The following is a 23117-nucleotide window of genomic DNA, read 5'->3' as shown; positions in this document are numbered from 1 at the left end:
CCGACCGAATGGGAGATTACCTGTGGCGGCTCGGGCGGCGCGGCGAAGTCACGAGGTTGCGTGATGGGCGACCGGACACGTGCCGGGGAACGTTCCCAGCTCGCTGACGGTGTATCCGTTCGGGTAGCTGCGGAAGTTCGGCATGTGCCGGGCGAACCTCGGCTCGGTGCGCACCGGGAGTCGTCGAACCAACCGCGACCGCGCCCTCAACGCGAAGGCCGCGGCCCTGCGTTCGCGCGGCGACGGATGCGGGTAGCGGAACGCGTCGAGCAGGGGTTCGTCCATGAGCGCCAAGGAGAACCGGGTGACGAGGGAGGCGGGTGCCTTGTCGTTGGGCGGGAACGTGACGAGCAGTTCGAGGGTGGAGTCCGCGACCGCGCGGGCACCGCCGTCGTAGGAGAAATTCTCCCGTTCGTACTCGTCGAGATAGGTACTGAAGGCCTCGAAGCTCTCCGGGACGGCGCGGATGCCCATGTGCTTGCCGAGGTGGCGGTAGTAGTTGGTCGTGCCCTCGATCTCGTTGGCCGTCAGATCGCGCCAGCCGTACTGCGCGATCCACCGAACGGGGATCACCACGAAGGTGGACAGGACGTAGACCATGTCCTCGTTGGAGATGTCGTAGGAGCCGTGCATCTGGTTCATGCGGCGGATGGCCGAGCGACCGGTGGTGCTGCCCATCCCGTGTTCGAGGACCGCGTCGAGGATGAGACCCGTGTCGTCGTAACGCTTCTGCACGCGCTCGGTGAACTCCCCTGTGTCGTACAGCAACCGCCCGATGCTGGGGACGGCGTAGGTGCGGAACAGCGCGAAGCTCAGCGCCTGGTTGATGTCCCAGGGGAACTCCTGCGTCGCCAGGATGCGGGCGATCTCCTCGAAGTCGGTCCGAGGGTCGAGAGTGTCCGTGCGGTCACGCAATGCGAAGCGCTTCATCGTCGGCCTCCAGTTCGCCGGTGGGGGTGCCCGTACGGGTGACCGGCGTCACGATGGTAGCGAGTGGCCGCTCGCGAGTCCATGTCTCGCTCTGCCCGCGCGCCGATCCGCACCCCTTGCTCGAATGCGCACCCTATACAGCGTGCTGCAGGGGGTGTGCGCCGTATGCAGAGTGTGCGCATCGACGGAGTCCGCGAACCACAAAACCGCCACCCGCGAAGCGGATGACGGTCGATGGTGGAGCTGAGGGGAATCGAACCCCTGACCTTCTCGATGCGAACGAGACGCGCTACCAACTGCGCCACAGCCCCGGAACCCGCGAACGGGAACGGTTACGAACTCTAGCAGCCGACGCGGGGCTACTCCCCCGCGGCCCGACGCATGCGGACGTCGAGGTGCTCGGTGCCCACGCGATCGTCGTAGTGATCGAGGTGATCGAACGCCGGATCCTCGTCGTCGACCTCGAGCACCACGGCGCCGGGGCGACGCAGGCGCTCGGGGGTGAGCGCGAGCTCGGGGTCCGTGGCCGACTCGACCCCCAGGCGCGAGCGCTGCAATCGCTGCATGCGGCGGTGCCGGATGTCCTCCTCGATGCGCACCTGGCGCCGGAGGTAGAAGAGGTAGCCGGACAGGCCGGCCAACGTGACGGCGAAGACCCACCAGAAGATCGGCGTCGCCAGGAACCCGAGCGCAGCGGACATCAGGATCACGAAGGCCGAACCCAGCACGGCACGCTGACGGAAGGCGTATCGGGCGGCGCGCGCGATGGCGTCGGCCTCGGGGTCGAAGCCGCCGCGTCCGCGGCGACGGGGGACGAACTCGTCCTCGAAGTACTCGTCCACGTGCTCCGCATCCTCGGTATCGCGCTCGGCGGCGTCGTCCGCCTCGAGACGTTCGGCGTGCGTCTTCATGACATGCTCCGATTCTTCCGGCTGCCAGTCGGGGTCACTGCGATGTCCGGTCGCCGGGCCACGGACCACGCGAGGCGCGGCGTCTCCGCGGTGCAGCACTCGTGTCGCGAGCGCCGCTTCGGTGGTGCGTCGGATACGCGGGCGAGTCTTGACCACCATCGGAACCAGCACGAACAGCCAGATGGCCACGAGACCGATCCAGATCACCGAATTGGGCACCACGCCACCTCCTCTCCGCACCGAACCGTCATGTCGTCTTGGTTCGAAAGCGTAGTGGTGGGCGCGCCCGACGCCGTTCCGACGCGCCGCGCCCGAGTGAACTCATGTCACATCCGTCACAGATCCGGATTGTTGCCCTAAGGGAGCGTTAGGAAACACGCGTAAGACTTCCCCCGCCGATGTGAGTGCCGCCACAGTGGTCCACATCACCGACGGAGGAGCTCAGACATGACAACGCAGGACGTCTCCCAACAACCGGAATCGACGGCACCACCGAAATGGAAGGTGGTGGGCCCCGGACTGGTGGTCGCGGCCACGGGTATCGGCGCGGCCGATCTCGTTGCGACCCTCGTCGCGGGCTCGCGCTACGGCTACGCCCTGCTGTGGGTGGTGATCGTGGGCGTCGTGCTGAAGGTGGTGCTCGTCGAGGGCGCCGGCCGCTTCACGCTGGCGTCGGGCAGCACGATCTTCGAGGGCTGGCGCTCGCTCGGGAAGTGGACGACGGCGTACTTCGCCCCGTACATCGTGATCTGGGGGTTCGTCTACGGCGCCGCCGCGATGTCGTCGAGTGCACTTCCCATCGTCGCGCTGTTCCCGGCCCTCGACCTCAAGGTCGTGGCCATCGCGTCCGGCCTGCTGGGCTTCGGGCTGGTGTGGCTGGGTAGCTACGGCTTCTTCGAGAAGATCATCACCGTCTTCGTCGGCATCATGTTCGTGACCGTCATCGGCGCTGCGATCGTCGCCGTTCCCAACGTCCCGCAGATGGTCGCGGGCATCGTCCCCACCATTCCCGACGGTTCCATCGTCTACGTCCTGGGGCTCGCGGGTGGCGTCGGCGGCACCATCACCCTGGCCGCATACGGCTACTGGCTGCGCGAGAAGGGCTGGATCACACCGAAGTTCATGAGGGTCATGCGCATCGACAACTCGATGGCCTACGTGATCTCCGGCATCTTCGTCCTCGCCATGCTCATCGTCGGCGCCGAGCTGCTCTACTCCGCGCAGATCGCCATCACCACGGGAGATCAAGGGCTGATCCAGCTTTCGGACGTGCTCGCCGATCGCTACGGCACCGTGTTCGGCTACGTGTTCCTCATCGGCTTCTGGGCCGCGTCCTTCTCCTCGCTCATCGGTGTGTGGAACGGCGTGAGCCTGATGTTCGCCGACTTCGCCGGCAACCTGAAGGGACTTCCGCAGGGCCACGCCGACACTCGCGTCGGCGGCAAGTACTTCAAGTGGTACATCGTGTGGCTGACCTTCCCGTCGATGGCACTGCTCTGGCTCGACGAGCCCATCGGACTGGTTCTCGCTTACGGCGTGCTCGGCGCGGTGTTCATGCCGTTCCTGGCCGTCACCCTGCTCCGACTGCTCAATTCCGACCGGGTTCCGCGCGAATGGCGCAACGGCTGGTTCACCAATCTGTCCCTCGGTACGTGCACCTTCCTCTTCGGCTGGCTCGCCGTCGATCAAGTGCACTCGGTGATCACCACCTACCTGTGAGAATGAGCCGATGCGCGTAGCGGTGGTGGAGGACGACGACGGGGTGGGCGACGCCCTCGTCGACGCCCTCGCCGCCCGCGCGCATCAGCCGACGCGGTTCCGCCGCGGCGACGACTTCCTCCTCCATCGCGGTGACGCCGAACTGGTGATCCTCGACCTCGGTCTGCCCGACATGGACGGACTGCAGGTCCTGCGTCGTCTCCGCACCGTCAGCGCGGTCCCGGTGATCGTGCTGACCGCGCGGTCCGACGAGCGGTCGATCGTCCGCGGACTACGCGGCGGTGCCGACGACTATCTGATCAAGCCGCCCCGCCTCGGCGAACTGCTCGCCCGGATGGAGACGGTGTCGCGCCGCGCCGCCGCCGCGGTCACCGCACCGGACTCGGTGGTCACCGGCGACGTACGCGTCGACTTCGCCGCCCGCCGGGTCGACGTGGACGGACAGCCGATCGCGCTGACGGCCAAGGAGTTCGAACTGGTCGAGGCGCTGGCGTCGCGGCCGGGATCGGCGGTGAGTCGGCAGGAACTGATGGACAAGATCTGGGGTGACGCCTTCGTGACGGTCTCCCGCTCGCTCGACGTCCACATGACGGCGCTGCGCGGCAAGCTGGGCCGTCCCGGACTGATCGAGACCATCCGCGGTTTCGGTTACCGCTGGGGGCCGTGAGTGCGCCGCCGACTCCTCGCCGCGCTCGCGCTGTTCGCGGCGATCGCGGTGCTGGCCTTCGCCGTACCCCTCGCGCTGGTGGCCGCCGGAAACCGGACCTCGGAGCTGATCCTGGACCGCGGCGCCGACGCAGACCGGTTCGCGGTCCTCGCGACCTCCGCCTACGTAAGCGGCGATCCGCAGGTTCTGCTCGAGAACGTCGAGCGGTACCACGCCCTCTACGGCGACGGCGTTCTCGTGACCGACGTTCGCGGGGAAGTGGTCGCCGAGGCCGGGGTCTCCCCCGCCGACCCCTCCATCGCGGACGCCATGGCCGCGGCCACCCGAGGCCAACGACCGGAGACCGTGGCGCGACTGCTGCCGTGGGGTCCGTCGACGGTGGTCGTCGCCCGTCCGGTGGGGACCAGTGTGCAGGTGGACGGTGCCGTCGCCCTCGTCGCGTCGACCGATGCGGCGCGGCAGGACATCTCGGTGATCTGGGCGGTCGTCGCCGCGGGTGGGGTGATCGCGATGGCGTTGTTCGGACTGCTCGCGCACGCCATCGGTGGGTGGGTGTTGCGGCCGCTGTCGGTGGTGTCCCAACGGATGAGCGACCTGACGCGTTCGCTCCCGGCGCGCGGCCGCACCGCGCCCACCGCGGACGAACCGGCACTTCGCTACGCCGGACCCCCCGAGATCAGAACCCTCGCCCGCTCCTTCGACGTCATGGCCTCGACCGTGCGGGAATCGACCGAGGCGCAACGCCGCCTGACCGCCGATACCGCACATACTCTGCGCAACCCGTTGACGGCCTTGACCTTCCGTCTGGACAGCCTCGAACCCGCTGTTCCCGACGCGTCCCGCCCCACCTACGACGCTGCCGTCACCGAGGTCGCCCGGCTCACCCACATTCTCGACGGTCTCCTGCATCTGGCGGTGGCCGAAGAGAATCGCGGCGGGCGGCGACCGGACGACGAGCACGACCACCACGACGACGCGTCGGACGCGGTCGCGGTGGTGCGCGACCGCATCGACGCCTGGCACGACGCCTACGCGCGCGCGGACATGTCCCTGGAGGTCGAGGTGCCGGACCACGCCGAGGTCGCCGTCGGCCACGATGCACTCGCCCAGATGCTGGACGCCCCGTTGGACAACGCGCTGCGCTACGCGGGGGCGGGTTCCACGGTGACGGTGACCGTCGACGCCGGTGCGCACGTTCGAATCTCGATCGTCGACGACGGCGTCGGCGTCGATCCGGCCGAGACCGCGCTGCTGACCGAGCGCTTCTACCGCGCCGCACCTCGCGGCGAGCGGCCGGCCGGATCCGGTCTGGGCCTGTCCATCTCCCGAGCGCTCGCCACCGGCCACGGCGGCCACGTCGACATCGACTCGGCACGCCCGCGCGGCTTGATCGTGCGCATCACCCTTCCGGCGGCCCCGTGATCAGCCGTCGGCACTTCCTGTACGCCGCCGCCGTCGCCGCGGCGGCCACGGCGTGCGCTGCCGATCCGCCGCGGACCCTCACCCTCGCGGCGGGCGAGGAGGGCGGGCTCTACCTCACGTTCGCCGAGGCGCTGGCCGCGGTCGCCGCCCGGTCGGGGCCGGTGCGCATCACGCCGGTCAGCACCAGCGGATCGGTGGAGAACCGTCGGCTTCTCGCTCGCGGCGAAGTCGATCTTGCTCTGAGCCTGGCGGATTCGGCCGTCGCGGATCCCGATCGCGGTCTGAGCATCGGGCGGGTCTACGAGAACTATCTCCAGCTGGCCGTGACCACCGAGAACCGCGCGGCCGCACCGACTCTCGCGTCACTGCGTGGTCGGCGCGTCAATCTCGGTGCCGACGGATCGGGTGCGGCGTTCACCGGCCGGCGCCTGCTCATCGCGGCCGGCCTCGATCCGGAGACCGATCTCGACGTGTCACTGCTCCCCCTCGCCGATGCGGTGAGCGCGGTCCTGGCCGGCCGGATCGACGCCCTGATGTGGGCGGGCGGTATCCCGACCCCCGCACTGGCGTCGCCGCGGAGATTGACGCTGGTACCGCTCGGCGACGAGGTCACGGCGATGCGGACGAGATTCGGGTTCGCCTACGACCGCGTGGTGGTGCCGGCGTCGGTCTACGAAGGGACGGAACCGACCCCGACCATCGGTACCGCCAACATTCTGCTGACGCGGCCCGATCTGTCCGACGCCGAAGCGGGCGCGGTGGTGCGACTGCTGGTGGACGGCGCGGCGGACCTGGTGCCGGCCGGGACACTGGGAACGCAGTTTCTGGACCGGCTCTCGCTGCCCTTCACCTCCGGCATCCCGTTGCACCCCGGCGCGGCGCGCGCCTACCGGGAGCTGCACGGCTGAGGTCGTTCGTCGGAAGAATCCGGTGCAGAAATGTTCGCTCAGCGAGGGATTCCGCACCGGATTCCCGGCGACATCAGCGCGACCAGGTCGCCCGGCCGCTGCGCACCAGCAGATCGCACACGGTCCCCTGCGTCTCGCCCACCGTCATGGCCACCAGGATGTGGTCGCGCCACGCGCCGTCGACGTCGAGGTATCGCTCGAGCAGGCCCTCCTGGCGAAATCCGACGTTGCGCAGCACCGCCTGGCTGGCGTGGTTCTCGGGGCGGACGGTGGCCTCGATGCGGTGCAGACCCGCGGTGCCGAAACAGTGATCGAGGCCCAGTGCCAGTGCAGCGGTCGCGACGCCCTGGCCGCCGACGTCCTTGGACACCCAGTACCCGATCCACGCCGATCGCAGCGCACCGCGCACGATGTTGCCGACCGTGAGCTGTCCGCAGAACGTGCCGTCGAGCTCGATGGCGAAGGGCAACATCGCGCCGCGTCGGGCCTCGGCCTTGAGGGAGGACAGCAGGGGCGGCCAGGAGGAGATCGCGTGCCGGATCTCCCACGGCGCCTCACCGCTGGGCTCCCAGGGTTCGAGATGGGCGCGGTTGTCGATGCGGGTGCGCGACCACACCGCCGCATCCCGCAGCCGTACCGGGCGGACGGTGACCTCACCCGCGGAGACCGTGAGAGGTCCCAACTTCGCCGGCCACCCTGGATGGCTCGACCACTTACCCGGCATGACAGAAAACTCTACGGCCGAGGGCTTGCGTCACCCGCGCTGGGCGAGGAATGCGACGTCCACCTCTTCGCCGGTGCGCACCTCGGTGGTCTCCGCGTCGACCATCACCAGGCAGTTCGCCTCGGCCAGCGTCGCGAGTAGGTGCGAACTGCTGCCGGGTGCACCGCCGAGGGCCTGCACCAGGTACTCGCCCGTCGCCTCGTCGCGCATCAGTTGACCGCGCAGGTACGCACGCCGACCGGCGATGGAGGTGATGGGACCGACGGTGCGGGCGGTGACGATACGGCGCATGGGTTGGCGTCGTCCGAGCGCGATACGCACCAGTGGGCGCACCATGACCTCGAAGACGACGAGCGCGCTGACGGGGTTCGACGGCAGCAGGAACGTGGGGACCTCGTCGCGGCCGAGCTGACCGAACCCCTGCACCGATCCGGGGTGCATCGCCACACGGCCCACCTCGATGTCGCCGAAGTCCTCGAGCGCCTCGCGCACCGACTCCGATGCGCTGCCACCCACCGCGCCGGCGATCACCACGATCTCCGACCGAATGAGCTGACCCTCGACCACTTCGCGCAGCCGCTTGGGGTCGCCGCTGACGATGCCGATGCGGTTGACGTCCGCCCCGGCGTCGCGCGCGGCGGCGGCCAGCGCGTAGCTGTTCACGTCGTAGACCTGGCCCTGACCGGGTGTGCGTTCGATGTCGACCAGTTCGCCGCCGATCGAGATCACCGACAGCCGGGGCCGCGGGTGCACCAAGACCTTGTCACGGCCGACGGCGGCGAGCAGTCCGACCTGGGCGGCACCGATGATGGTGCCCGAGCGCACGGCGACGTCGCCGGGCTGCACGTCGTCGCCGATGCGGCGGACGTACTCGCCGGACCGGACCGGGGCGAGAACCTTGATACGTCCCTTGACCAGGTCGGCGTGCTCCACCGGCAGCACCGCGTCGGCGAGCGTCGGGAGGGGTGCGCCGGTGTCGACGCGCACGGCCTGCCGCGGCTGCAGCCGAATGGGCTGCCGCGATCCGGCCGCGACGTCACCGACGACCGGCAGCGAGATGTCGATGGCGTCACCGTTGTCGTCCACCGCAGAACCCGCGGCGGCGATGTCGACGCTGCGTACCGCGTAGCCGTCGATGGCCGCCTGATCGAACCCCGGCAGCGGACGCTCGGTCACCACTTCTTCGGCGCAGAGCAGACCCTGCGCCTCGGAGATGGCCACTCGGACCGGCCGCGGGGCCACCGCGGCGGCGGTCACCCGTGACTGTTGCTCCTCGACCGAGCGCATCCGCACCTTTCGCTCACATAGAACCAGCTGGTCACTCGTAGGTGGTGAGCTCCGGCGCCCAGTCGTCGCTGAGGCGTTCCTGGAGCCACTCGCGCAGAGCGGGCCCGTAATCGTCACGTTCCAGTGCGAAGTCAACCGCAGCGCGGAGATAACCCCCGGGATTTCCGAGGTCGTGTCGCACTCCGCGGTGCACGACCACGTGGACCGGGTGGCCCTCCTCGATGAGCAGTGCGATGGCGTCGGTCAGCTGGAGTTCGCCGCCGGCACCGGGCTCGATGCGCCGCAAGGCGTCGAAGATGGACCGATCGAGTAGGTAGCGTCCGGCCGCCGCGTACAGCGAGGGCGCCTCCTCCTTCTTGGGTTTCTCCACCATGCCGTTGACCTTGAGCACGTTGGGGTTCACCGCGTCGGGCACGATCTCGGTGTCGAAGACGCCGTAGGCGGACACCGCGTCCTCGGGGACCTCGATGGCGCAGAGCACGGATCCGCCGCGCTTGGCCCGCACGCGCGCCATGACGTCGAGGACGCCGCGGGGCATCACCAGATCGTCCGGGAGCAGCACGGCGATGGCGTCCTCGTCGTCATCGAGCGCCGCCTCGGCGCACGCGACCGCGTGTCCGAGACCCAACGGTTCGTGCTGGATCACGGAGCGAACGTCGAGGAGCTTGGGAGCAACCCTGACTTTCTCGAGAAGTTTCAGCTTTCCGCTGGCTTCCAATTTCGATTCGAGAACCAGATCCTCGACGAAGTGCGCCACGACGCCGTCTTTCCCGGGCGAGGTGACAATGACCAATTTGGTGGCCCCGGAATCGGCGGCTTCCCCGGCCACGAGCTCGATACCGGGTGTATCCACCACGGGCAGCAACTCTTTCGGCACAGTCTTGGTTGCGGGGAGGAACCGCGTCCCCATGCCTGCTGCCGGGACGATGGCAGTTCGGAATGGCGGGTTCTTTCCGACCGAAGCTGAGCTCATGCGCACACCCTATCCGTAGAGATCGCGAAGTTCTTTCGCGAGACCTTATGGTTTCCACATGACGGCAGTCGACAAACCCGGGTGGCGAGCCGACGTTCTCGACGCCCGCCGGAGGCTGTCCGACGCCGCACGGCGGCGATCATCCCTGGCACTCTCTCACGCGGCCTCGGATTTGGCGCGCGAAGCGGGAGCCGATCCGTCGGCCGACAGCGCCGAGGCGCGCAGAGGTGTGACGCCGCCCACCATTGCCGCGTACGTGCCGGTCGGGGCCGAGCCGGGACATCCCGGCCTGCTCGACGCTCTGTTGGCGTCCGGCGCACGAATCATCCTTCCGGTGGCCCGTGAACCGGGTCCGATGCGGTGGGCCGTGTACACCGGACCCGACGCCCTGGTGCCGGCCCGATTCGGACTGCGAGAGCCGGCCGAACCTCACCTGCCGCCCGACGCCCTGGCCGCGGCGGAGGTGGTCCTGGTGCCCGCCTTGGCGGTCGATCGACGCGGCACCCGGCTCGGCCGCGGCGCCGGCTTCTACGACCGCACGCTGCACGCGGCCCGGCCGGACGCCCGGTTGGTCGCGGTGGTCCACGACCACGAGTTCGTCGACCACCTGCCCGGCGAGCCGCACGACGTCCGCATGACCCACGTCCTCACGCCGTCGGGCGGGCTCGTGGCCCTGGCGGAGGAATAGCACCGCCGCGGACGGCGTTGGCACTGTCGGCTGTAGAGTGCCAGAGAATCTTGTCTTCCCTGCGTGCGACCGACATCGGTTGCGCAGGGACCAGCTGCACAGTGGAGGAATCGTGCCCACCTACTCATACGCCTGCACCGCGTGCGACAACCGTTTCGACATCGTCCAGTCGTTCACCGACGATTCGCTGACGGTGTGCCCCGAGTGCTCCGGCAAGCTGCGCAAGCTGTTCAACAACGTGGGCATCGTGTTCAAGGGCAGCGGCTTCTACCGCAACGACAGCCGCGGCGCGTCGAGCACCAGTGAGGGTTCGGGATCGTCGGACTCCTCCGGTTCGGACTCGGGCTCGTCGGACAAGAAGTCGTCGGAGAAGAAGTCCGACACCAAGACCGAGTCGAAGTCCGAGTCCACGTCGGCGAAGAAGTCCGACAGCTCGAGCACGTCCAGCTCCTCGAAGTCCACCAGCGCAAGCTGATCTTCCGCGCCCGGGGATACTGCGGGCGCGCTCTCCACAGGTACGTCCGGCGTCGCTGCACCGGGCTTTCTCGGTCCTAGCGTCGAGCCATGTCGGCATCCTCGCGCGCCCGGCCCGTCGGTGACGCGGCCCTTCGCCCCCATCTCCTCGATCGCATCCCGTCGCTCCCCCACCAGCTCCGGACACCGCGTTTCCGACGCGTCGTCGCGGCGCTCCTGGTGGTGTGCGCGGCTCTCGCGGCATTTCGGTCGGATCCCGATCGCGGCAGCGCCGACGTGGTGGTGGCGGTCCGCGACCTGACACCCGGTGACGTCGTCGAGGCGGCCGACCTTCGTGTCGATCGGGTCGACGTGGACGCCCGGCCGTCGGGCGCGCTCACCGCGGTCGTGGACGCCTCCGGTCACACCGTCGCCTCGCCGGTGCGGCAGGGCGAGACCATCACCGACGTCAGGCTCCTCGGCCCCCGCCTGGCCGCTGCCGCGATCGGCCCCGACGTGGACGCGCGCATCGTGCCGCTGCGTCTCGCCGATCCCGAACTCGCGGAGCTTCTACGGGCCGGCGACGCGGTCGACGTGGTGACGGTGTCGGGCGAATCCTCGGAGTCCTCGGCCTCTGCCGTGGGACGGGTCCTCGCCGCCGACGCGACGGTGGTGTTGGTGTCCGCCCCCGGCACCGGGGCCGCACGGCGGGAGCAGCTGGTCCTGGTGGCGCTGCCCGCCGATGCCGCCACCTCGGTCGCGGCGGCGTCGTTGACCGAAGCCCTGACCGTCACTCTGCGCTGAGCTGGAACTCGCTGAGCTGTTTCGGACCGCGCGCTCGGTTAAGCTGCTCGTCGTCCGGGGTGTCCGACGGTGAAAGAGGGGCCGATCATGTTCAAGGGTTTCAAGGATTTTCTGCTGCGCGGCAATGTCGTGGATCTCGCCGTCGCCGTGGTGGTCGGTGCGGCGTTCACCGCCATCGTCACCGCGTTCACCAGCAACATCATCGACCCGCTCATCGCCTCGATCGGTGCGAGCGACGAACTGGGCTGGGGCGTGCAGCTGCGCGAGGGCAACGCCGCGACCTTCGTCGACTTCGGCGGGGTCGTCACGGCGGCCATCAACTTCGTCATCATCGCTGCGGTGGTGTACTTCGTCCTCATCCTGCCGGTGAACACCGCGAAGGCGCGCTTCGCCGCCAAGCCCGAGGCGTCGCTGAGCGATCAGGACATCCTCATCCAGATCCGAGACCTGTTGGCGGAGGGCAAGTCCGACGGCGTCGTCACCGGTCCCGACGGCGTCACGGGAAACTCGACCGACGGTGGTTCGACCGGGGCGCACGCGAAGTAGCGGTTCCGGCTCGCATTCCCACCGGAGTGAGGGTGCCGTTCGGTCCGTCTCGCGACCTCAGGGTGCCCCTGACTCCGACCGACTCGCATTCCCACCGGAGTGAGGGTGCCGTTCGGTCCGTCTCGCGACATCAGGGTGCCCCTGACTCCGAGCGGCTCCGGTTTCCACCGGAGTGAGGGTGCCGTTCGGTCCGTCTCGGAACATCAGGGTGCCCCTGACTCCGAGCGGCTCGCATTCCCACCGGAGTGAGGGTGCCGTTCGGTCCGTCTCGGAACATCAGGGTGCCCCTGACTCCGAGCGGCTCCGGCGCCCGCGCCGCACGGCGTAGATCAGCGCACCGATCGACAGCACCCCGACACCCGCACCCACCGACGCCGCCGGCAGGAACACGGCCAGCAGCACACACCCCGCGGCGCCCGCGGCCGGCACCACGCGCCTGCTCGCGCGCGGCGACAGGGTCCACGCCGAGGCGTTGGCGATCAGGTAGTAGGTCAGCACCGCGAACGACGAGAACCCGATCACCTCACGAAGATCCGCGGTGGCAGCGACGATCGCCACCACCAGTCCGACGGCCAGCTCGGCGCGGTGCGGCACGCCGAAACGTGGGTGCACCGCATTCAGCGCTCGCGGCAGATGACCGTCGCGGGCCATGGCGAAAGCGGTGCGGGACACTCCGAGAACCAGCGCGAGCAGCGAACCGAATGCCGCGAGTACCGCACCGACGCGCACGACGATGTCGAATTCACCGAACCCCGCAGCGCGCACCGCCTCGGCCAACGGATCCGTGGCCGACGCGAGACCCGACGGACCGAGAACGGTCAGCACGGCCACCGCAACGGCGGCGTACACCGCCAGGGCGATGGGCAGCGCGATCGAGATCGCCAGTGGGATGGTGCGTTTCGGGTCGCGTACCTCCTCGCCCAGAGTGGCGATCCGCGCGTACCCGGCGAACGCGAAGAACAGCAGTCCCGCGGCCTGCATCACACCCGCGACACCGGGTTCGACGGAATCGGGCGCCGCATCACCCCTCGGTCCACCGATCAGGCTCACCGCCACCACGAAGGCCAGCACGGTCAACACCAGGACGACGATCGTCCGCGACACCAGAGCCGACTTCTGCACACCGACGTAGTCGACGACGGTCACCACCGCGACCGCGGCGACGGCAACCACGTGCTCGTGACCCGGCCAGGCGTACGTGCCGACGGTCAACGCCATGGCCGCGCAGGACGCGGTCTTGCCGACGACGAATCCCCAGCCGGCCAGGTATCCCCAGAATGGGCCCAACCGTTTCCGGCCGTAGACGTACGTGCCGCCGGACTCCGGGTAGAGCGCCGCAAGCCGGGCCGAGGACATCGCGTTGCAGTAGGCGACGACGGCGGCGACCGCCAGCGCGACCAGAACCAGAGCACCCGCGGCCGACGCGGCGGGACCGAGTGCGGCGAAGATCCCCGCACCGACCATGGCGGCGAGTCCGATCCACACCGAATCGCCCACACCGAGAGTGCGACGCAGACTGCCGGAATCGCCGGTGTTCACCGCGGCGGCCGACCGATCGGATCGGGAACCCGTGTGCGCCGCATGCGTGGGATCAGAAGGTCAGGAGCGGGAACTCGTCGAGCGTGACCGGAGTGCCGGCGGCGTCGCACGCCGAGGCGACCGCGGTCGAGTTGTCCACGAACGCTTGGCCCGACGCGCTGTCCGGCTCCGTCAGCTCGAGGGAATCGGCGGGCAGCGCGGAGTTCAGCGCCGTCAGCGAGGCCTCGACGTCTCCGGTCGCGGTGTCCGCCAGCGGGGCGAATTTCTGCATCTCTTCGGTCTTCGCGGCGGTCCACCCTTCGACGTCCGCATCGACGGGGCCGGACGCGACGAGCGCGGTGAAATCGTTGTACGCGGACTCGAAATCCGTGCAGACGGTGGCGTTGTCGCCCTGATCGTCCGCAGCCGCCGTGTCACTGCTGCTGCACCCGGCGAGTGCAACGACCGATGCGAGGGCGAAAGCGGCGCCCAGTGCGCGCGTGGTGATTCCGAACGTCATGACCCCATTCCACCAGATGCCGAGAGCGTGAGATGCATTGGGGCAGTGGATCACAGGAACACGGTGACATCCCATGACCGAGCGTGGACGACGGCCATGAGAGGTCACCACACACGACGACACCCCGTCCGGAGTGATCCGGACGGGGTGTCGAGGTGGTGCGAGGCGCTGCCGATTTCTCGGTCAGCGACCGATCATGGCCGGGGCCAGGATCAGTTGAAGCGCCACGGCGTGCCGTAGGTGGTGACGGTGTCACCGTTGCTGCCGGTCACCTTGACGTACGGACGGACCGTGACGTTTCCGAGGATGCCGGTGGCAGTGCCCTGGACGTTCGAGATCGCGATCTCGGTGCGCTCGCCGGATGCGACGCCCTCGCCGACGACGACGTCAGCGATTCCGGGTCCGTAGCCGAGCTCGACCGATGCACCAGCCTGCGGGAGGATGTCGGAGACCGAACCGCCGCCATCGAAGTCGAGGCTGATCTGCGGGGTGGTGTAGCCGACGGTCAGCGTGCCGGCCATCGAGCCCGGGTAGCCGAACTGGTATCCGACGGTGACGGCGCCTTCGTAGTCGGCGGCGTCGGGTCCGGCGACCTCGACGATCGCGCGGCCATTGTGGAACCACTCGCGATCGAGCGGGCTTCCGCTCAACGGCGCGACGCTGTTGATGAAGGTGTCGGCCTGGGAAACCGTGACGGTGTTGCCACTGCCATCGACGATGGAGTTCGAGTCGTCGATTGCGGCGGATGCCGAACCGGTGCCGACGACGAGGCCGACAACTGCGGCGCTGGCGACGACCGCTGCACGCATGGACTTGAGCCCCCGGCTACGCCGCGGCTTCTGAATAACGGTCATGTACTTCCTCATCATGTTCGTCCCTGCGCTTGTTGCGCCGGGTGCGCTGTCGGGCTCTGATCTTCCCGATCGGCCACGCTGAGCGCGAACCTATCAGGCGGCGACCGCAGGCGGGTGGCCTACGAATCGGACTGTGCGAGAACGGAGTGACGGGGAGAAGTAGAGACTCGAACGCCCCGACGCGCCGAACCTGTGCGAAACCTTAGAGGGTCAACCGAATCGTGACAATCCCTGCGTACGGGTCACGAATCGGTTACCGACGGGTTCCGGTTTCGTTCGTGTGAACGGCGGTTGCGGATACGTCGAGCGGTCGAATGGCGGCCGAGTGACCTGTGAGATGTCACGACCGGTTCGGTGACCTCCGTGACAAAACCTGGTACTACGTGGGCATACCCCGAGGGCCTTCGATAGCGGCCCGCACAGTTGATGTCGATTTCAACCACACGAGTAACACCGAGTCGGCTCTCGCCCGGCGAAACAAACCGCTCGTTATGCGAACGGCAGGTTAACAAACCGAAGAACGAACGACAATCTGTCGGTTCTGGGTGTGCTGTGGATCACACCGATTCATTCGTAGTGCGGGGGCCGCTGGGCCTGAAACCACTCGGCCGAGCGCGAGGCCGAACTACCTCCGTGTGATTCGGCGGGGTCCACGTCGTCGCGCGAGGCCTCCGGGAGAACGTCGCCGAAGACACGAGCGAGCCGGGCCCGATGCTTCCGGGCCCGGCTCTCGTCGGATTCTGGGGGTGCCGCGGACTCCGTCGAACTCGATTCGTCCGGCGGGAGCTCGTCGACGCCGATGTCAGCCGTCCAGGCTCGACAACTCGTCGATGACCCATGCGGCCATCGGCGTCAGCGTCGCCATGCCGTCGCGCACCGCAGCGCGACTGCCGGCGAGGTTGACCACCAGGGTGCTGCCGGACACTCCGGCAAGACCACGCGACAGTCCTGCGTCGAGCGACCCCGCGGCCAGACCCGATTCGCGCATCGCTTCACTGATGCCGGGCAGTTCACGGTCCAGCACCTCGGCGGTGGCGTCGGGCGTGACGTCGCGCGGCGATACCCCGGTGCCGCCGACGGACACCACGAGGTCCACTCCGCCGATGACCGCGGTGTTCAACGCGTTCCGAACGTCGACCTCGTCGTTGGCCACGGCGACGACACCGTCGACCAGGAAGCCGGCTTCCGTGAGGAGCTCGGTGACCAGGGGCCCCAGCGAGTCCTTGGTGTCACCGTGCGCCGCGCGGTCGTCCACGATCACGACGAGTGCGCGACCGGCAACGGGAGCATCCATGTTCATGGTGTCCACCGTAGTGCCCGAACGCATCGAACTCTCCAGATGCCCAACGATCGAGTTCAGATGTCCGCTGTCACGAACCATTCTCGGGGGACGCATCAATTTCCTCCTGACGGGGCGGTGCCGAGGGTGACCTCGACGGTGTTCTCCTGGTTGTCGACGGTGTACGTGACCGAGACCTGGTCACCGGGTGCGTTGGACCGCACCGCGGCGATGAGCGCGTCGCCGCTGTCGATGACCCGATCGTCGATGCGCGTGACGACGGCGCCGGCCGGAATCCCCGCCTCGGCGGCCGGTCCGTCCGCGGTCACGTCGAGCACGGTCGCACCGTTCGCGGTGTCGCGACTCGGCACGCTGATGCCGATGATCGCCTGTGTCGCCGTACCGGACTGGATCAATTCGTCGGCGATGCGTCGGGCCTGGTCGACCGGGATCGCGAACCCGAGCCCGATGGACCCGCTCTGTGTGTCGCTCGACCGCGCCCCCGCGCCCAGCGTCGCGATCGCGCTGTTGACCCCGATGAGACGGCCGTCCATGTCGACCAGCGCACCGCCGGAGTTACCGGGGTTGATCGCGGCGTCCGTCTGCACGGCGTCGATGACGGTCGCCTGATCGGCGGAGTTCCCGCTCGTGGCGACCGGACGGTTGAGCGAGGAGATGATGCCGGTGGTGACGGTGCCGGCCAGTCCCAGCGGCGAACCGACCGCGACGACGGCCTGGCCCACCTGGAGCCCGTCGGACGACCCCAACTCGATCGGTGTCAGATCGCTGCGCCCCTGAGCCTTGATCACGGCGATGTCGGACGACGCGTCCGCTCCGACCACGGTGGCGGGGGCCGTCGACCCGTCGTCGTAGGACACGGTGATCTGCGCACCGCTACCCGCGCCCGCCACGACGTGGTTGTTGGTCATGATGAGGCCGTCGGACGACAGGATCACTCCGGAGCCCTCACCCTCCCCCGCACGCGAGGCGACCTCGATCTGCACGACGGACGGCAACACCTTCGACGCGACGGCCTGGACCGACCCGTCGGGAGCGTTCGCAGCCGGACTTGCCTGCGTGACAGGTGAAGTCAGCGAATTCACGACGCCGGACGAGCTGTTTCCCGACGCCACGACACCGATCGCGCCGCCGATGCCACCGCTGAGCAGAGCCAACGCGATCACGCCGGCGACGAAGGCCTTGCGCCCCGTCTTCGCCGCGGGAGCCGGTTCGGTCGGACCGAAGTACGCAGGCTGCGGCTGGTTCGGGTTCGGACCGCCGAAGGCCGGGGGCACGCCGCGATCGTCCTGGCCGTATCCGGGCCGACCGGGTGCGCCGTAGCCGGCCTGTGCGTATGGGCCGGGCTGGAAACCGCCGCGGCCGTAGCCGGGCTGTCCGTAGGAACCCTGGCCGTACGACCCCTGGCCGTGTTGGCCATAGCCCTGGCCGCCCTGCCCCTGCACGCCCTGACCCTGGCCGCCCTGGTTCGCGGTGGGGAACTGAGCGGTGTCGTTGTCACCCGAATGCGGCGCGTACGGGCTGCGCTGCGGGTCCTGCCGTGCCCCGTCCCGCCCGGACGACGTCGAATCCTCGCGACCGTCGTCGCCGTTGCCGTGGTTTTCGCTCATGTCGACCTGTGCTCCGTTTTTCTCGACTGGTGACTCGTGCCTTCGGTCATGACGATGCCCGGTGGGACTGAGAAGGCGCTGAGATGGGCATATCAGTTGTCCGTGAACCTCGGCCCGTGTCGTGCACGTCCGTCACCACCGGGGGTTCCCCGGGAAGGACGATTCGTATCACGGTGCCGCCGGAGGGCGCCTCGTCGACGGCGATGGTGCCGCCGTGCTTGTCCACCACCTGTCGCACGATGGCCAGCCCCAGGCCGGAACCGGGCATCGACCTCGACGCCGTGGAGCGGTAGAACCGCTCGAACACCAGGTCGCGCTCGTCGACGGCGATCCCGGGACCGTCGTCGGTCACCGTGAGTTCGAGCAGGCCGCCGTCGTGCGGAATCATCCGGACCCGCACCGAACCGTCGGTGGGACTCCACTTCGCCGCGTTGTCCAGAACGTTGAGCACGGCGCGGGAGAGGCCGGCGTGATCGCCGTAGAGGATCCACGGTGCGATGACGGCCTCGAACTCGATCTCGTTGCGGCGGCGTCGAACTCGTTCCAGGCTGCGTTCGACCACGTCGGCCATGTCGACGCGTTCGAAGACGTTCTCGGGCGCGTCCTCACGGGCCAGGTCCACCAGGTCACCGACGAGGGTGGACAGTTCCTCGATCTGCGCGACGACGTCGGATCGCAACTCCGCCATGTCCTGCTCCGGAATGCGCGGCGCCCCCGGCCGTCCCGACGCGATGAGCAGCTCCATGTTGGTCCGCAGCGAGGTGAGCGGCGTGCGCAGTTCGTGGCCGGCGTCCGCCACCAATCGACTCTGCCGCGACCGCGATTCCGCGAGGGCCCGGAGCATGGTGTTGAAGCTTTCGGTGAGTCGGGCGAGCTCGTCGTTGCCGCTCACCGGGATCGGCGTGAGGTCGTCGGTCCGGGCGACGCGCTCGGCGGCAGCGGTGAGGCGGCCGATGGGTCGCAACCCGGTGCGCCCGACCGCGGTTCCGGCCACGGCGGCCAGGACCACTCCCCCGCCCCCGACGACGAACAGCACCCACGCCAGGCGATCCAGAACCTCGCCCGTGGGCGCCAATCGCTGCGCGATGACGATGGTGCTCCCCGTCTGCGTGCGTTCGGCGAGCACGCGGGCGCCGCCGGCGGTGCGGATGGAGGAATCGGAGGTGCCGCGCGCGACGCCCATCTCGGGAGCACCGATGGGCACCAGGGAGCCCGGTGGCACGTACTTCGTCAGGTCCGAGAAGATCAGGGCAACCGAGACGTCGGTGCTGTACAGCGTGGCCCCGGCGACGTAGCGCGGATCGAACTCCACCAGGTTGGTGTCGATCAGCGCGCTCGCGCGCGTCCGCAACTGGTTGTCGACGTCGCTGTAGAGCGCGCGGGAGACCACCGCGTACGCCGCGATGGCCATCACGGCGACGGCGATGGCCACCACCGACGCGGCGAGCAGCGTCACGCGCCATCGCAGCGACACCGATCGAGTGAGCGGCATCGGCGGTCGCATCGCGGCGGGATCGGCAGGCGTGTCGGACGTACCGGGGGCCGCCGACGTCACGGCGGCGTCTCGCGCAGCACGTAGCCGACGCCGCGCACGGTGTGGATCAGCCGGCTCTCCCCATCGGCCTCGGTTTTGCGACGCAGGTATCCCACGTACACCTCGAGGGCATTGCCCGACGTCGGGAAGTCGTAGCCCCACACCTCCTCGAGGATGCGACTACGGCTGAGGACGCGGCGCGGGTTGGCCAGCAGCATCTCGAGCAGTGAGAACTCGGTACGGGTGAGGCTGATGGGCCGATCACCACGACTCACCTCGCGGGTGACGGGATCCAGGGACAGATCGGCGAAGGTCATCTCCTCGCTGTCCGGGCCGAGCTCGCCGCCCGTGCGCCGCAGCAGCGCCCGCAACCGCGCGAGGAGTTCCTCGAGCGCGAACGGCTTGGGCAGATAGTCGTCGGCGCCGGCGTCCAGACCCGCGACCCGCTCCGACACCGAATCGCGCGCCGTCAGAACCAGGATGGGGAGATCGTCACCCGTACCGCGCAGCCGACGGCACACCTCGAGTCCGTCGAGTCGCGGCATCATCACGTCGAGCACCAGCGCGTCGGGCCGCTCGGCGGCCACCTTCTCCAACGCGTCGAGACCGTCGGATGCCAGGTCGACGGTGTATCCGTTGAACGTGAGCGAGCGGCGCAGCGATTCGCGCACCGCACGGTCGTCGTCCGTCACCAATATCCGCATTCGTACAGTGTCGCCCCACCTGCTGAGGTTCGGCTGAGAGGGCTCGGGGGCCCACCGACCGAAACCTTCAATTCATTCGAACGCATGTTCTATTCTCGAGGTAGAGTGAGGGCATGACGAACGAGGACTCGGTGGCGGCCAAGATGGCGGAACTGCGCTCGGTCGCGGACGAGCTCCGCGAGCTCGACGAACATCGCGTCGCCCTGGGGAATCGCCTGGTGGATCTGGAGCACTGGTTCCGGCGTACGGGGCGTCCGGAACTGTCCGATCGGGCCCTCGACGTGTTTGCGACCCGCTACATGGGCCGAGTCCTCGAACTGGCGGACGGCATGCGCGAGTAGTTGTCCGTAACCGCTGGGCACAGACACTGTGGCGTGCGTCGCCTCGGATCGGGCGAGTGGGTTCGCACTCACATCGGTGAAAATCCTGCGAAACAGGGCAATCATTTAGTGCGGCAGGTGAGTTACCTGCCGAAGAACGAGTTCCCCGAACTCACGAAAGGACAGACCGTCATGTCGATCATCCTGGTTCTCGCCGGCGCCGCGGCAATTCTCGTCGCCACCCTGTCCGAGGGTCGCGATCTCGATTTCGCCGGTCGTCAACGTCGGGTTGCCTACCGCACTCACTGACGCGATTCGCTCGGGTCGGCGTCGCCGACCCGAGCCGTGCGTATCCGTGACTCCGCGTCGCCCCGTCTGCATTAAACTGTGGGACATGACGACTGGTGTTCACGGATTCGACGGCCGACTGTCCGAGCTGATCGCGCAGCAAGCCGACAAATCCGGCATTACCTCCGACGCGTACATCCGGCGGGCCGTAGTGGATCGCTTGGTCGGCGAACTCGAGCACGACGAGAACTCCGCCGTCGGGCAGCTCATCCGGCACCTTCGGGCCGAGAACGAGGGCAGCGACGGACCGTCTCCGGTCTCCGAGCGTCGTTTCAACACCCCCATCGACGATCCCGCGCGTCTCGACGCGGTCGAGCGGACCGGTTTGATGCACACCCCGGACGACGGCAATTACGACCGCATCGTGGCCATGGCCGCCGACGCGCTGTCCGTACCCGCAGCCGGCGTCGCCCTGTTGGACGCGAACCACCAGTTCTTCCTCGGGGGCTACGGCCTCCCGCCCGAGGTCGCCGACACGCGCCTCGTTCCCATCGAGGGAACCATCTGCCGGTACACCATCGACGAGGGCAGTCCACTGGTGGTCGAGGACACCCGCCTTCACGAGATCCTCAAGGACCACCCCGCCGTGAAGGAGCACGAACTGCTCTCGTACCTCGGTATCCCCCTCGAGGACGCCGACGGACAGGCGGTCGGAACTTTGTGCGTCTGGGATCAACAGCCACGACAGTGGACAACCGGGCACATACAGACCCTGCAGGATCTCGCGTGGATCGCACGCGAGAAAATCTTCGGCTGAGTGCAGCGCGAACCTTCCGACAAACCATTCCGAAGGTAATTATCGGGATATCGGTCTTTTTTGTTGAATGGCACCTGTGTCCAATTGTGGGCTAGTCTTTTTCAATGCCGACAATGACCAGCGGGCGATCTGCGGACGACTGAGCCGTGACCTCTACCCTGCCGAAAGAATCGACAACGCTCCGCGTCGTCTCGCGTCAAGAGGCGGTCAAGCGCAGGACCCTTGCCGATCGCCTACGCGTCGATCCGTTGCACACCGTGCTGACGGTGTCGCTCGACGTGGCGGCAGCAACCGCCGCGGTGCTGATCGGCACGCTCTGGCGCGAGGGCACCGTGGCCGGATTCGGGCTTTACCCTTGGCTTTTCGTCCCAGCCGTGGTCTTCGCACTCGGTGCCCAATCCATGTACCGGCGAGGTCTGCGCCGAAACTGGCTCGACGAGGTCGGGCCCATCCAGACCTCGGTCGCGCTGGCCGTGCTGTTCGTCCTCACCGTCATGGTGGTCGTCGAAGTGGACTACCGACCCGGCGCTCTGATGTCGCGCATCTGGGTCAGCGCTGCGGTACTGATGGCGCTCGTCCGACTGATCCGCATCGTGGCGGAAAGGCGAGCGCGGCGCAGACACGGGGTGGCTGCGCCGGCTCTCGTGATCGGCGGGGGACCGGTCGGAAACCAATTGATAGCTCGAATGCAGCAGTTTCCGGAATACGGTTTGAATCCCATCGGAATTCTCGACTCCACGCCGGTTTCGCCCGATCTGTCCGGCGGGGACCACGGGGTGCCGTACCTCGGCTCCCCCGCCGACCTCGACGCGGTGCTCGACGCGACCGGAGCCGAGGAACTCATCGTCGCCTTCGCTGCCGTTCCCCACGAACATCTCGTGGCGGCCACGCGGACCGCTCACAAGCGCGGGCTCCGTGTATGGATCGTTCCGCGTCTGTTCGACACGGTCGGCGCCAAGGCGCGCGTCGATCACCTCGGCGGAATGCCGCTGATGGTGCTCCCCCACGTCGATCCCCGCGGGTGGCAGTTCGCGGTCAAGGGCTTCATCGACCGAGTGCTCACCACCGTGGGCCTCGTCCTCATCTCGCCCATCTTCCTGCTGCTCGCGCTGCTGGTGAAGCTCTCCTCCCCCGGTCCCATCTTCTTCGCTCAGGAACGCATCGGTCGTGACGGAAAACCGTTCGACTGCTTCAAGTTCCGGTCCATGCGCCCACCGCGCGCTTCGGACGCGGCGTTCGAGCGTGCCGAGGGATCGGCACCCGGCGGCGTCGAGGGCGTGGACCGTCGCACGCGCATCGGCAAGCTCATGCGGCAGACCTCCCTGGACGAACTTCCCCAGCTCATCAACGTCATCCGCGGCGACATGAGCCTCGTCGGACCGCGTCCCGAGCGGCCCCAGTTCGTCGACCTCTTCGAGATGCAGATCCGCCGCTACGGCGAGCGTCACCGGGTGAAGGCCGGCGTGACCGGATGGGCGCAGGTCCACGGTCTGCGCGGGCAGACCTCCATCGCCGACCGCGCGGAGTGGGACAACTACTACATCGAGAACTGGTCGGTGTGGCTCGACGTCAAGATCCTGTTCCTGACCGTCGCCGCCGTTCTCAAGCGCGCCGAGGACTGAC

The 23117-nt window shown here is 68.3% G+C and carries 24 protein-coding genes and 1 tRNA gene; 12 read left to right on the top strand and 13 right to left on the bottom strand.

Features of this window, described 5'->3' with window-relative positions; genetic code table 11:
- Positions 1–48: 48 nt before the first annotated feature.
- The 3 genes from ACY466_RS06920 to sepX all read right to left on the bottom strand — a co-directional run bounded on the left by ACY466_RS06920 (position 49) and on the right by sepX (position 2060).
- Complete coding sequence (locus ACY466_RS06920; protein WP_463250971.1) at positions 49–930, bottom strand: oxygenase MpaB family protein; 882 nt, start codon at positions 928–930, stop codon at positions 49–51.
- Between the two features lie 235 nt (positions 931–1165).
- Positions 1166–1241 (bottom strand) — tRNA-Ala (locus ACY466_RS06915).
- Between the two features lie 48 nt (positions 1242–1289).
- On the bottom strand, positions 1290–2060 hold the full coding sequence (gene sepX, locus ACY466_RS06910) for a divisome protein SepX/GlpR (RefSeq protein ID WP_463252165.1): 771 nt from the start codon (positions 2058–2060) through the stop codon (positions 1290–1292).
- A gap of 228 nt (positions 2061–2288) precedes the next feature.
- Between sepX and ACY466_RS06905 the strand changes: the two genes are divergently transcribed.
- The 4 genes from ACY466_RS06905 to ACY466_RS06890 are packed head-to-tail and all read left to right on the top strand — an operon-like array spanning position 2289 to position 6557.
- Positions 2289–3560 (top strand): Nramp family divalent metal transporter, encoded by a 1272-nt coding sequence (locus tag ACY466_RS06905; RefSeq protein ID WP_463250968.1) that lies wholly within the window; start codon positions 2289–2291, stop codon positions 3558–3560.
- 10 nt (positions 3561–3570) lie between these two features.
- On the top strand, positions 3571–4227 hold the full coding sequence (locus ACY466_RS06900) for a response regulator transcription factor (RefSeq protein ID WP_463250966.1): 657 nt from the start codon (positions 3571–3573) through the stop codon (positions 4225–4227).
- Positions 4228–5649 carry a sensor histidine kinase gene (locus ACY466_RS06895; RefSeq protein ID WP_463250964.1) on the top strand — a complete coding sequence of 474 codons (1422 nt, stop codon included), beginning with the start codon at positions 4228–4230 and terminating at the stop codon, positions 5647–5649. It begins immediately after the preceding gene.
- Positions 5646–6557 (top strand): TAXI family TRAP transporter solute-binding subunit, encoded by a 912-nt coding sequence (locus ACY466_RS06890; protein ID WP_463250962.1) that lies wholly within the window; start codon positions 5646–5648, stop codon positions 6555–6557. The genes ACY466_RS06895 and ACY466_RS06890 overlap by 4 nt, the downstream gene beginning before the upstream one ends.
- Positions 6558–6630: 73 nt before the next feature.
- Here the strand turns inward: ACY466_RS06890 and ACY466_RS06885 are convergent, their stop codons facing one another.
- The 3 genes from ACY466_RS06885 to ACY466_RS06875 are packed head-to-tail and all read right to left on the bottom strand — an operon-like array spanning position 6631 to position 9541.
- Positions 6631–7281 (bottom strand): GNAT family N-acetyltransferase, encoded by a 651-nt coding sequence (locus ACY466_RS06885; RefSeq protein WP_463250960.1) that lies wholly within the window; start codon positions 7279–7281, stop codon positions 6631–6633.
- Between the two features lie 30 nt (positions 7282–7311).
- A complete protein-coding gene (gene glp, locus ACY466_RS06880; protein WP_463250958.1) occupies positions 7312–8568 on the bottom strand; it encodes a molybdotransferase-like divisome protein Glp in 1257 nt (418 codons plus the stop codon).
- 31 nt (positions 8569–8599) lie between these two features.
- Positions 8600–9541 carry a UTP--glucose-1-phosphate uridylyltransferase gene (locus ACY466_RS06875; RefSeq protein WP_463250956.1) on the bottom strand — a complete coding sequence of 314 codons (942 nt, stop codon included), beginning with the start codon at positions 9539–9541 and terminating at the stop codon, positions 8600–8602.
- A gap of 58 nt (positions 9542–9599) precedes the next feature.
- Here ACY466_RS06875 and ACY466_RS06870 point away from each other — a divergent pair, with 58 nt between their 5' ends.
- The 4 genes from ACY466_RS06870 (at position 9600) to mscL (ending at position 12032) form a co-directional block, all read left to right on the top strand.
- On the top strand, positions 9600–10229 hold the full coding sequence (locus tag ACY466_RS06870) for a 5-formyltetrahydrofolate cyclo-ligase (protein WP_463250954.1): 630 nt from the start codon (positions 9600–9602) through the stop codon (positions 10227–10229).
- Between the two features lie 112 nt (positions 10230–10341).
- Positions 10342–10704, top strand: a complete 363-nt coding sequence (locus tag ACY466_RS06865; protein ID WP_463250952.1) for an FmdB family zinc ribbon protein — start codon at positions 10342–10344, stop codon at positions 10702–10704.
- Positions 10705–10793: 89 nt separating this feature from the next.
- The gene (locus tag ACY466_RS06860; RefSeq protein WP_463250950.1) at positions 10794–11486 is read left to right on the top strand and encodes an SAF domain-containing protein; all 693 of its coding nucleotides are present in this window, start codon (positions 10794–10796) and stop codon (positions 11484–11486) included.
- Between the two features lie 87 nt (positions 11487–11573).
- Positions 11574–12032: a large conductance mechanosensitive channel protein MscL gene (mscL, locus tag ACY466_RS06855; protein ID WP_463250948.1), complete on the top strand. Its 459-nt coding sequence runs from the start codon at positions 11574–11576 to the stop codon at positions 12030–12032.
- A 276-nt stretch (positions 12033–12308) separates the two neighbouring features.
- Here the strand turns inward: mscL and ACY466_RS06850 are convergent, their stop codons facing one another.
- From ACY466_RS06850 to ACY466_RS06820, 7 genes are all read right to left on the bottom strand, one after another.
- Complete coding sequence (locus ACY466_RS06850) at positions 12309–13571, bottom strand: APC family permease (RefSeq protein ID WP_463250946.1); 1263 nt, start codon at positions 13569–13571, stop codon at positions 12309–12311.
- A gap of 52 nt (positions 13572–13623) precedes the next feature.
- A complete protein-coding gene (locus ACY466_RS06845) occupies positions 13624–14070 on the bottom strand; it encodes a hypothetical protein (RefSeq protein ID WP_463250944.1) in 447 nt (148 codons plus the stop codon).
- Between the two features lie 212 nt (positions 14071–14282).
- Positions 14283–14939, bottom strand: a complete 657-nt coding sequence (locus ACY466_RS06840) for an MspA family porin (RefSeq protein ID WP_463250942.1) — start codon at positions 14937–14939, stop codon at positions 14283–14285.
- Positions 14940–15726: 787 nt separating this feature from the next.
- A complete protein-coding gene (locus ACY466_RS06835) occupies positions 15727–16224 on the bottom strand; it encodes a MogA/MoaB family molybdenum cofactor biosynthesis protein (protein WP_463250940.1) in 498 nt (165 codons plus the stop codon).
- Positions 16225–16319: 95 nt separating this feature from the next.
- Positions 16320–17831 carry a S1C family serine protease gene (locus ACY466_RS06830; RefSeq protein ID WP_463250938.1) on the bottom strand — a complete coding sequence of 504 codons (1512 nt, stop codon included), beginning with the start codon at positions 17829–17831 and terminating at the stop codon, positions 16320–16322.
- 46 nt (positions 17832–17877) lie between these two features.
- The gene (locus ACY466_RS06825) at positions 17878–19335 is read right to left on the bottom strand and encodes a HAMP domain-containing sensor histidine kinase (protein WP_463252164.1); all 1458 of its coding nucleotides are present in this window, start codon (positions 19333–19335) and stop codon (positions 17878–17880) included.
- A gap of 47 nt (positions 19336–19382) precedes the next feature.
- The gene (locus ACY466_RS06820) at positions 19383–20069 is read right to left on the bottom strand and encodes a response regulator transcription factor (protein WP_463250936.1); all 687 of its coding nucleotides are present in this window, start codon (positions 20067–20069) and stop codon (positions 19383–19385) included.
- Positions 20070–20182: 113 nt separating this feature from the next.
- On the opposite strand from ACY466_RS06820, the gene ACY466_RS06815 reads away from it, so the two are divergent.
- The 4 genes from ACY466_RS06815 (at position 20183) to ACY466_RS06800 (ending at position 23116) form a co-directional block, all read left to right on the top strand.
- A complete protein-coding gene (locus ACY466_RS06815) occupies positions 20183–20410 on the top strand; it encodes a hypothetical protein (protein ID WP_463250934.1) in 228 nt (75 codons plus the stop codon).
- A 117-nt stretch (positions 20411–20527) separates the two neighbouring features.
- Positions 20528–20698 (top strand): hypothetical protein, encoded by a 171-nt coding sequence (locus ACY466_RS06810; RefSeq protein ID WP_463250932.1) that lies wholly within the window; start codon positions 20528–20530, stop codon positions 20696–20698.
- A gap of 85 nt (positions 20699–20783) precedes the next feature.
- On the top strand, positions 20784–21494 hold the full coding sequence (locus ACY466_RS06805) for a GAF domain-containing protein (protein ID WP_463250930.1): 711 nt from the start codon (positions 20784–20786) through the stop codon (positions 21492–21494).
- Between the two features lie 146 nt (positions 21495–21640).
- Positions 21641–23116, top strand: a complete 1476-nt coding sequence (locus tag ACY466_RS06800) for a sugar transferase (RefSeq protein ID WP_463250928.1) — start codon at positions 21641–21643, stop codon at positions 23114–23116.
- Position 23117: the final 1 nt, after the last annotated feature.

The organism is Rhodococcus sp. K11/5 (assembly GCF_055193735.1).
Note: the sequence above shows the minus strand (reverse complement) of the source record. Positions and strands in the feature narration are given on the sequence as shown.

What these genes read in the sequence shown, in the direction of transcription:
- ACY466_RS06805 (WP_463250930.1), top strand. Translation starts at nt 20,784, where the DNA reads ATGACGACTGGTGTTCACGGATTCGACGGCCGACTGTCCGAGCTGATC.
- ACY466_RS06820 (WP_463250936.1), bottom strand. Translation starts at nt 20,069, where the DNA reads ATGCGGATATTGGTGACGGACGACGACCGTGCGGTGCGCGAATCGCTG.
- ACY466_RS06920 (WP_463250971.1), bottom strand. Translation starts at nt 930, where the DNA reads ATGAAGCGCTTCGCATTGCGTGACCGCACGGACACTCTCGACCCTCGG.
- mscL (WP_463250948.1), top strand. Translation starts at nt 11,574, where the DNA reads ATGTTCAAGGGTTTCAAGGATTTTCTGCTGCGCGGCAATGTCGTGGAT.
- ACY466_RS06875 (WP_463250956.1), bottom strand. Translation starts at nt 9,541, where the DNA reads ATGAGCTCAGCTTCGGTCGGAAAGAACCCGCCATTCCGAACTGCCATC.
- glp (WP_463250958.1), bottom strand. Translation starts at nt 8,568, where the DNA reads ATGCGCTCGGTCGAGGAGCAACAGTCACGGGTGACCGCCGCCGCGGTG.
- ACY466_RS06870 (WP_463250954.1), top strand. Translation starts at nt 9,600, where the DNA reads ATGACGGCAGTCGACAAACCCGGGTGGCGAGCCGACGTTCTCGACGCC.
- ACY466_RS06900 (WP_463250966.1), top strand. Translation starts at nt 3,571, where the DNA reads ATGCGCGTAGCGGTGGTGGAGGACGACGACGGGGTGGGCGACGCCCTC.
- ACY466_RS06830 (WP_463250938.1), bottom strand. Translation starts at nt 17,831, where the DNA reads ATGAGCGAAAACCACGGCAACGGCGACGACGGTCGCGAGGATTCGACG.
- ACY466_RS06860 (WP_463250950.1), top strand. Translation starts at nt 10,794, where the DNA reads ATGTCGGCATCCTCGCGCGCCCGGCCCGTCGGTGACGCGGCCCTTCGC.
- ACY466_RS06905 (WP_463250968.1), top strand. Translation starts at nt 2,289, where the DNA reads ATGACAACGCAGGACGTCTCCCAACAACCGGAATCGACGGCACCACCG.
- ACY466_RS06840 (WP_463250942.1), bottom strand. Translation starts at nt 14,939, where the DNA reads ATGATGAGGAAGTACATGACCGTTATTCAGAAGCCGCGGCGTAGCCGG.
- ACY466_RS06885 (WP_463250960.1), bottom strand. Translation starts at nt 7,281, where the DNA reads ATGCCGGGTAAGTGGTCGAGCCATCCAGGGTGGCCGGCGAAGTTGGGA.
- ACY466_RS06835 (WP_463250940.1), bottom strand. Translation starts at nt 16,224, where the DNA reads ATGAACATGGATGCTCCCGTTGCCGGTCGCGCACTCGTCGTGATCGTG.
- ACY466_RS06825 (WP_463252164.1), bottom strand. Translation starts at nt 19,335, where the DNA reads ATGCGACCGCCGATGCCGCTCACTCGATCGGTGTCGCTGCGATGGCGC.
- ACY466_RS06845 (WP_463250944.1), bottom strand. Translation starts at nt 14,070, where the DNA reads ATGACGTTCGGAATCACCACGCGCGCACTGGGCGCCGCTTTCGCCCTC.
- ACY466_RS06815 (WP_463250934.1), top strand. Translation starts at nt 20,183, where the DNA reads ATGACGAACGAGGACTCGGTGGCGGCCAAGATGGCGGAACTGCGCTCG.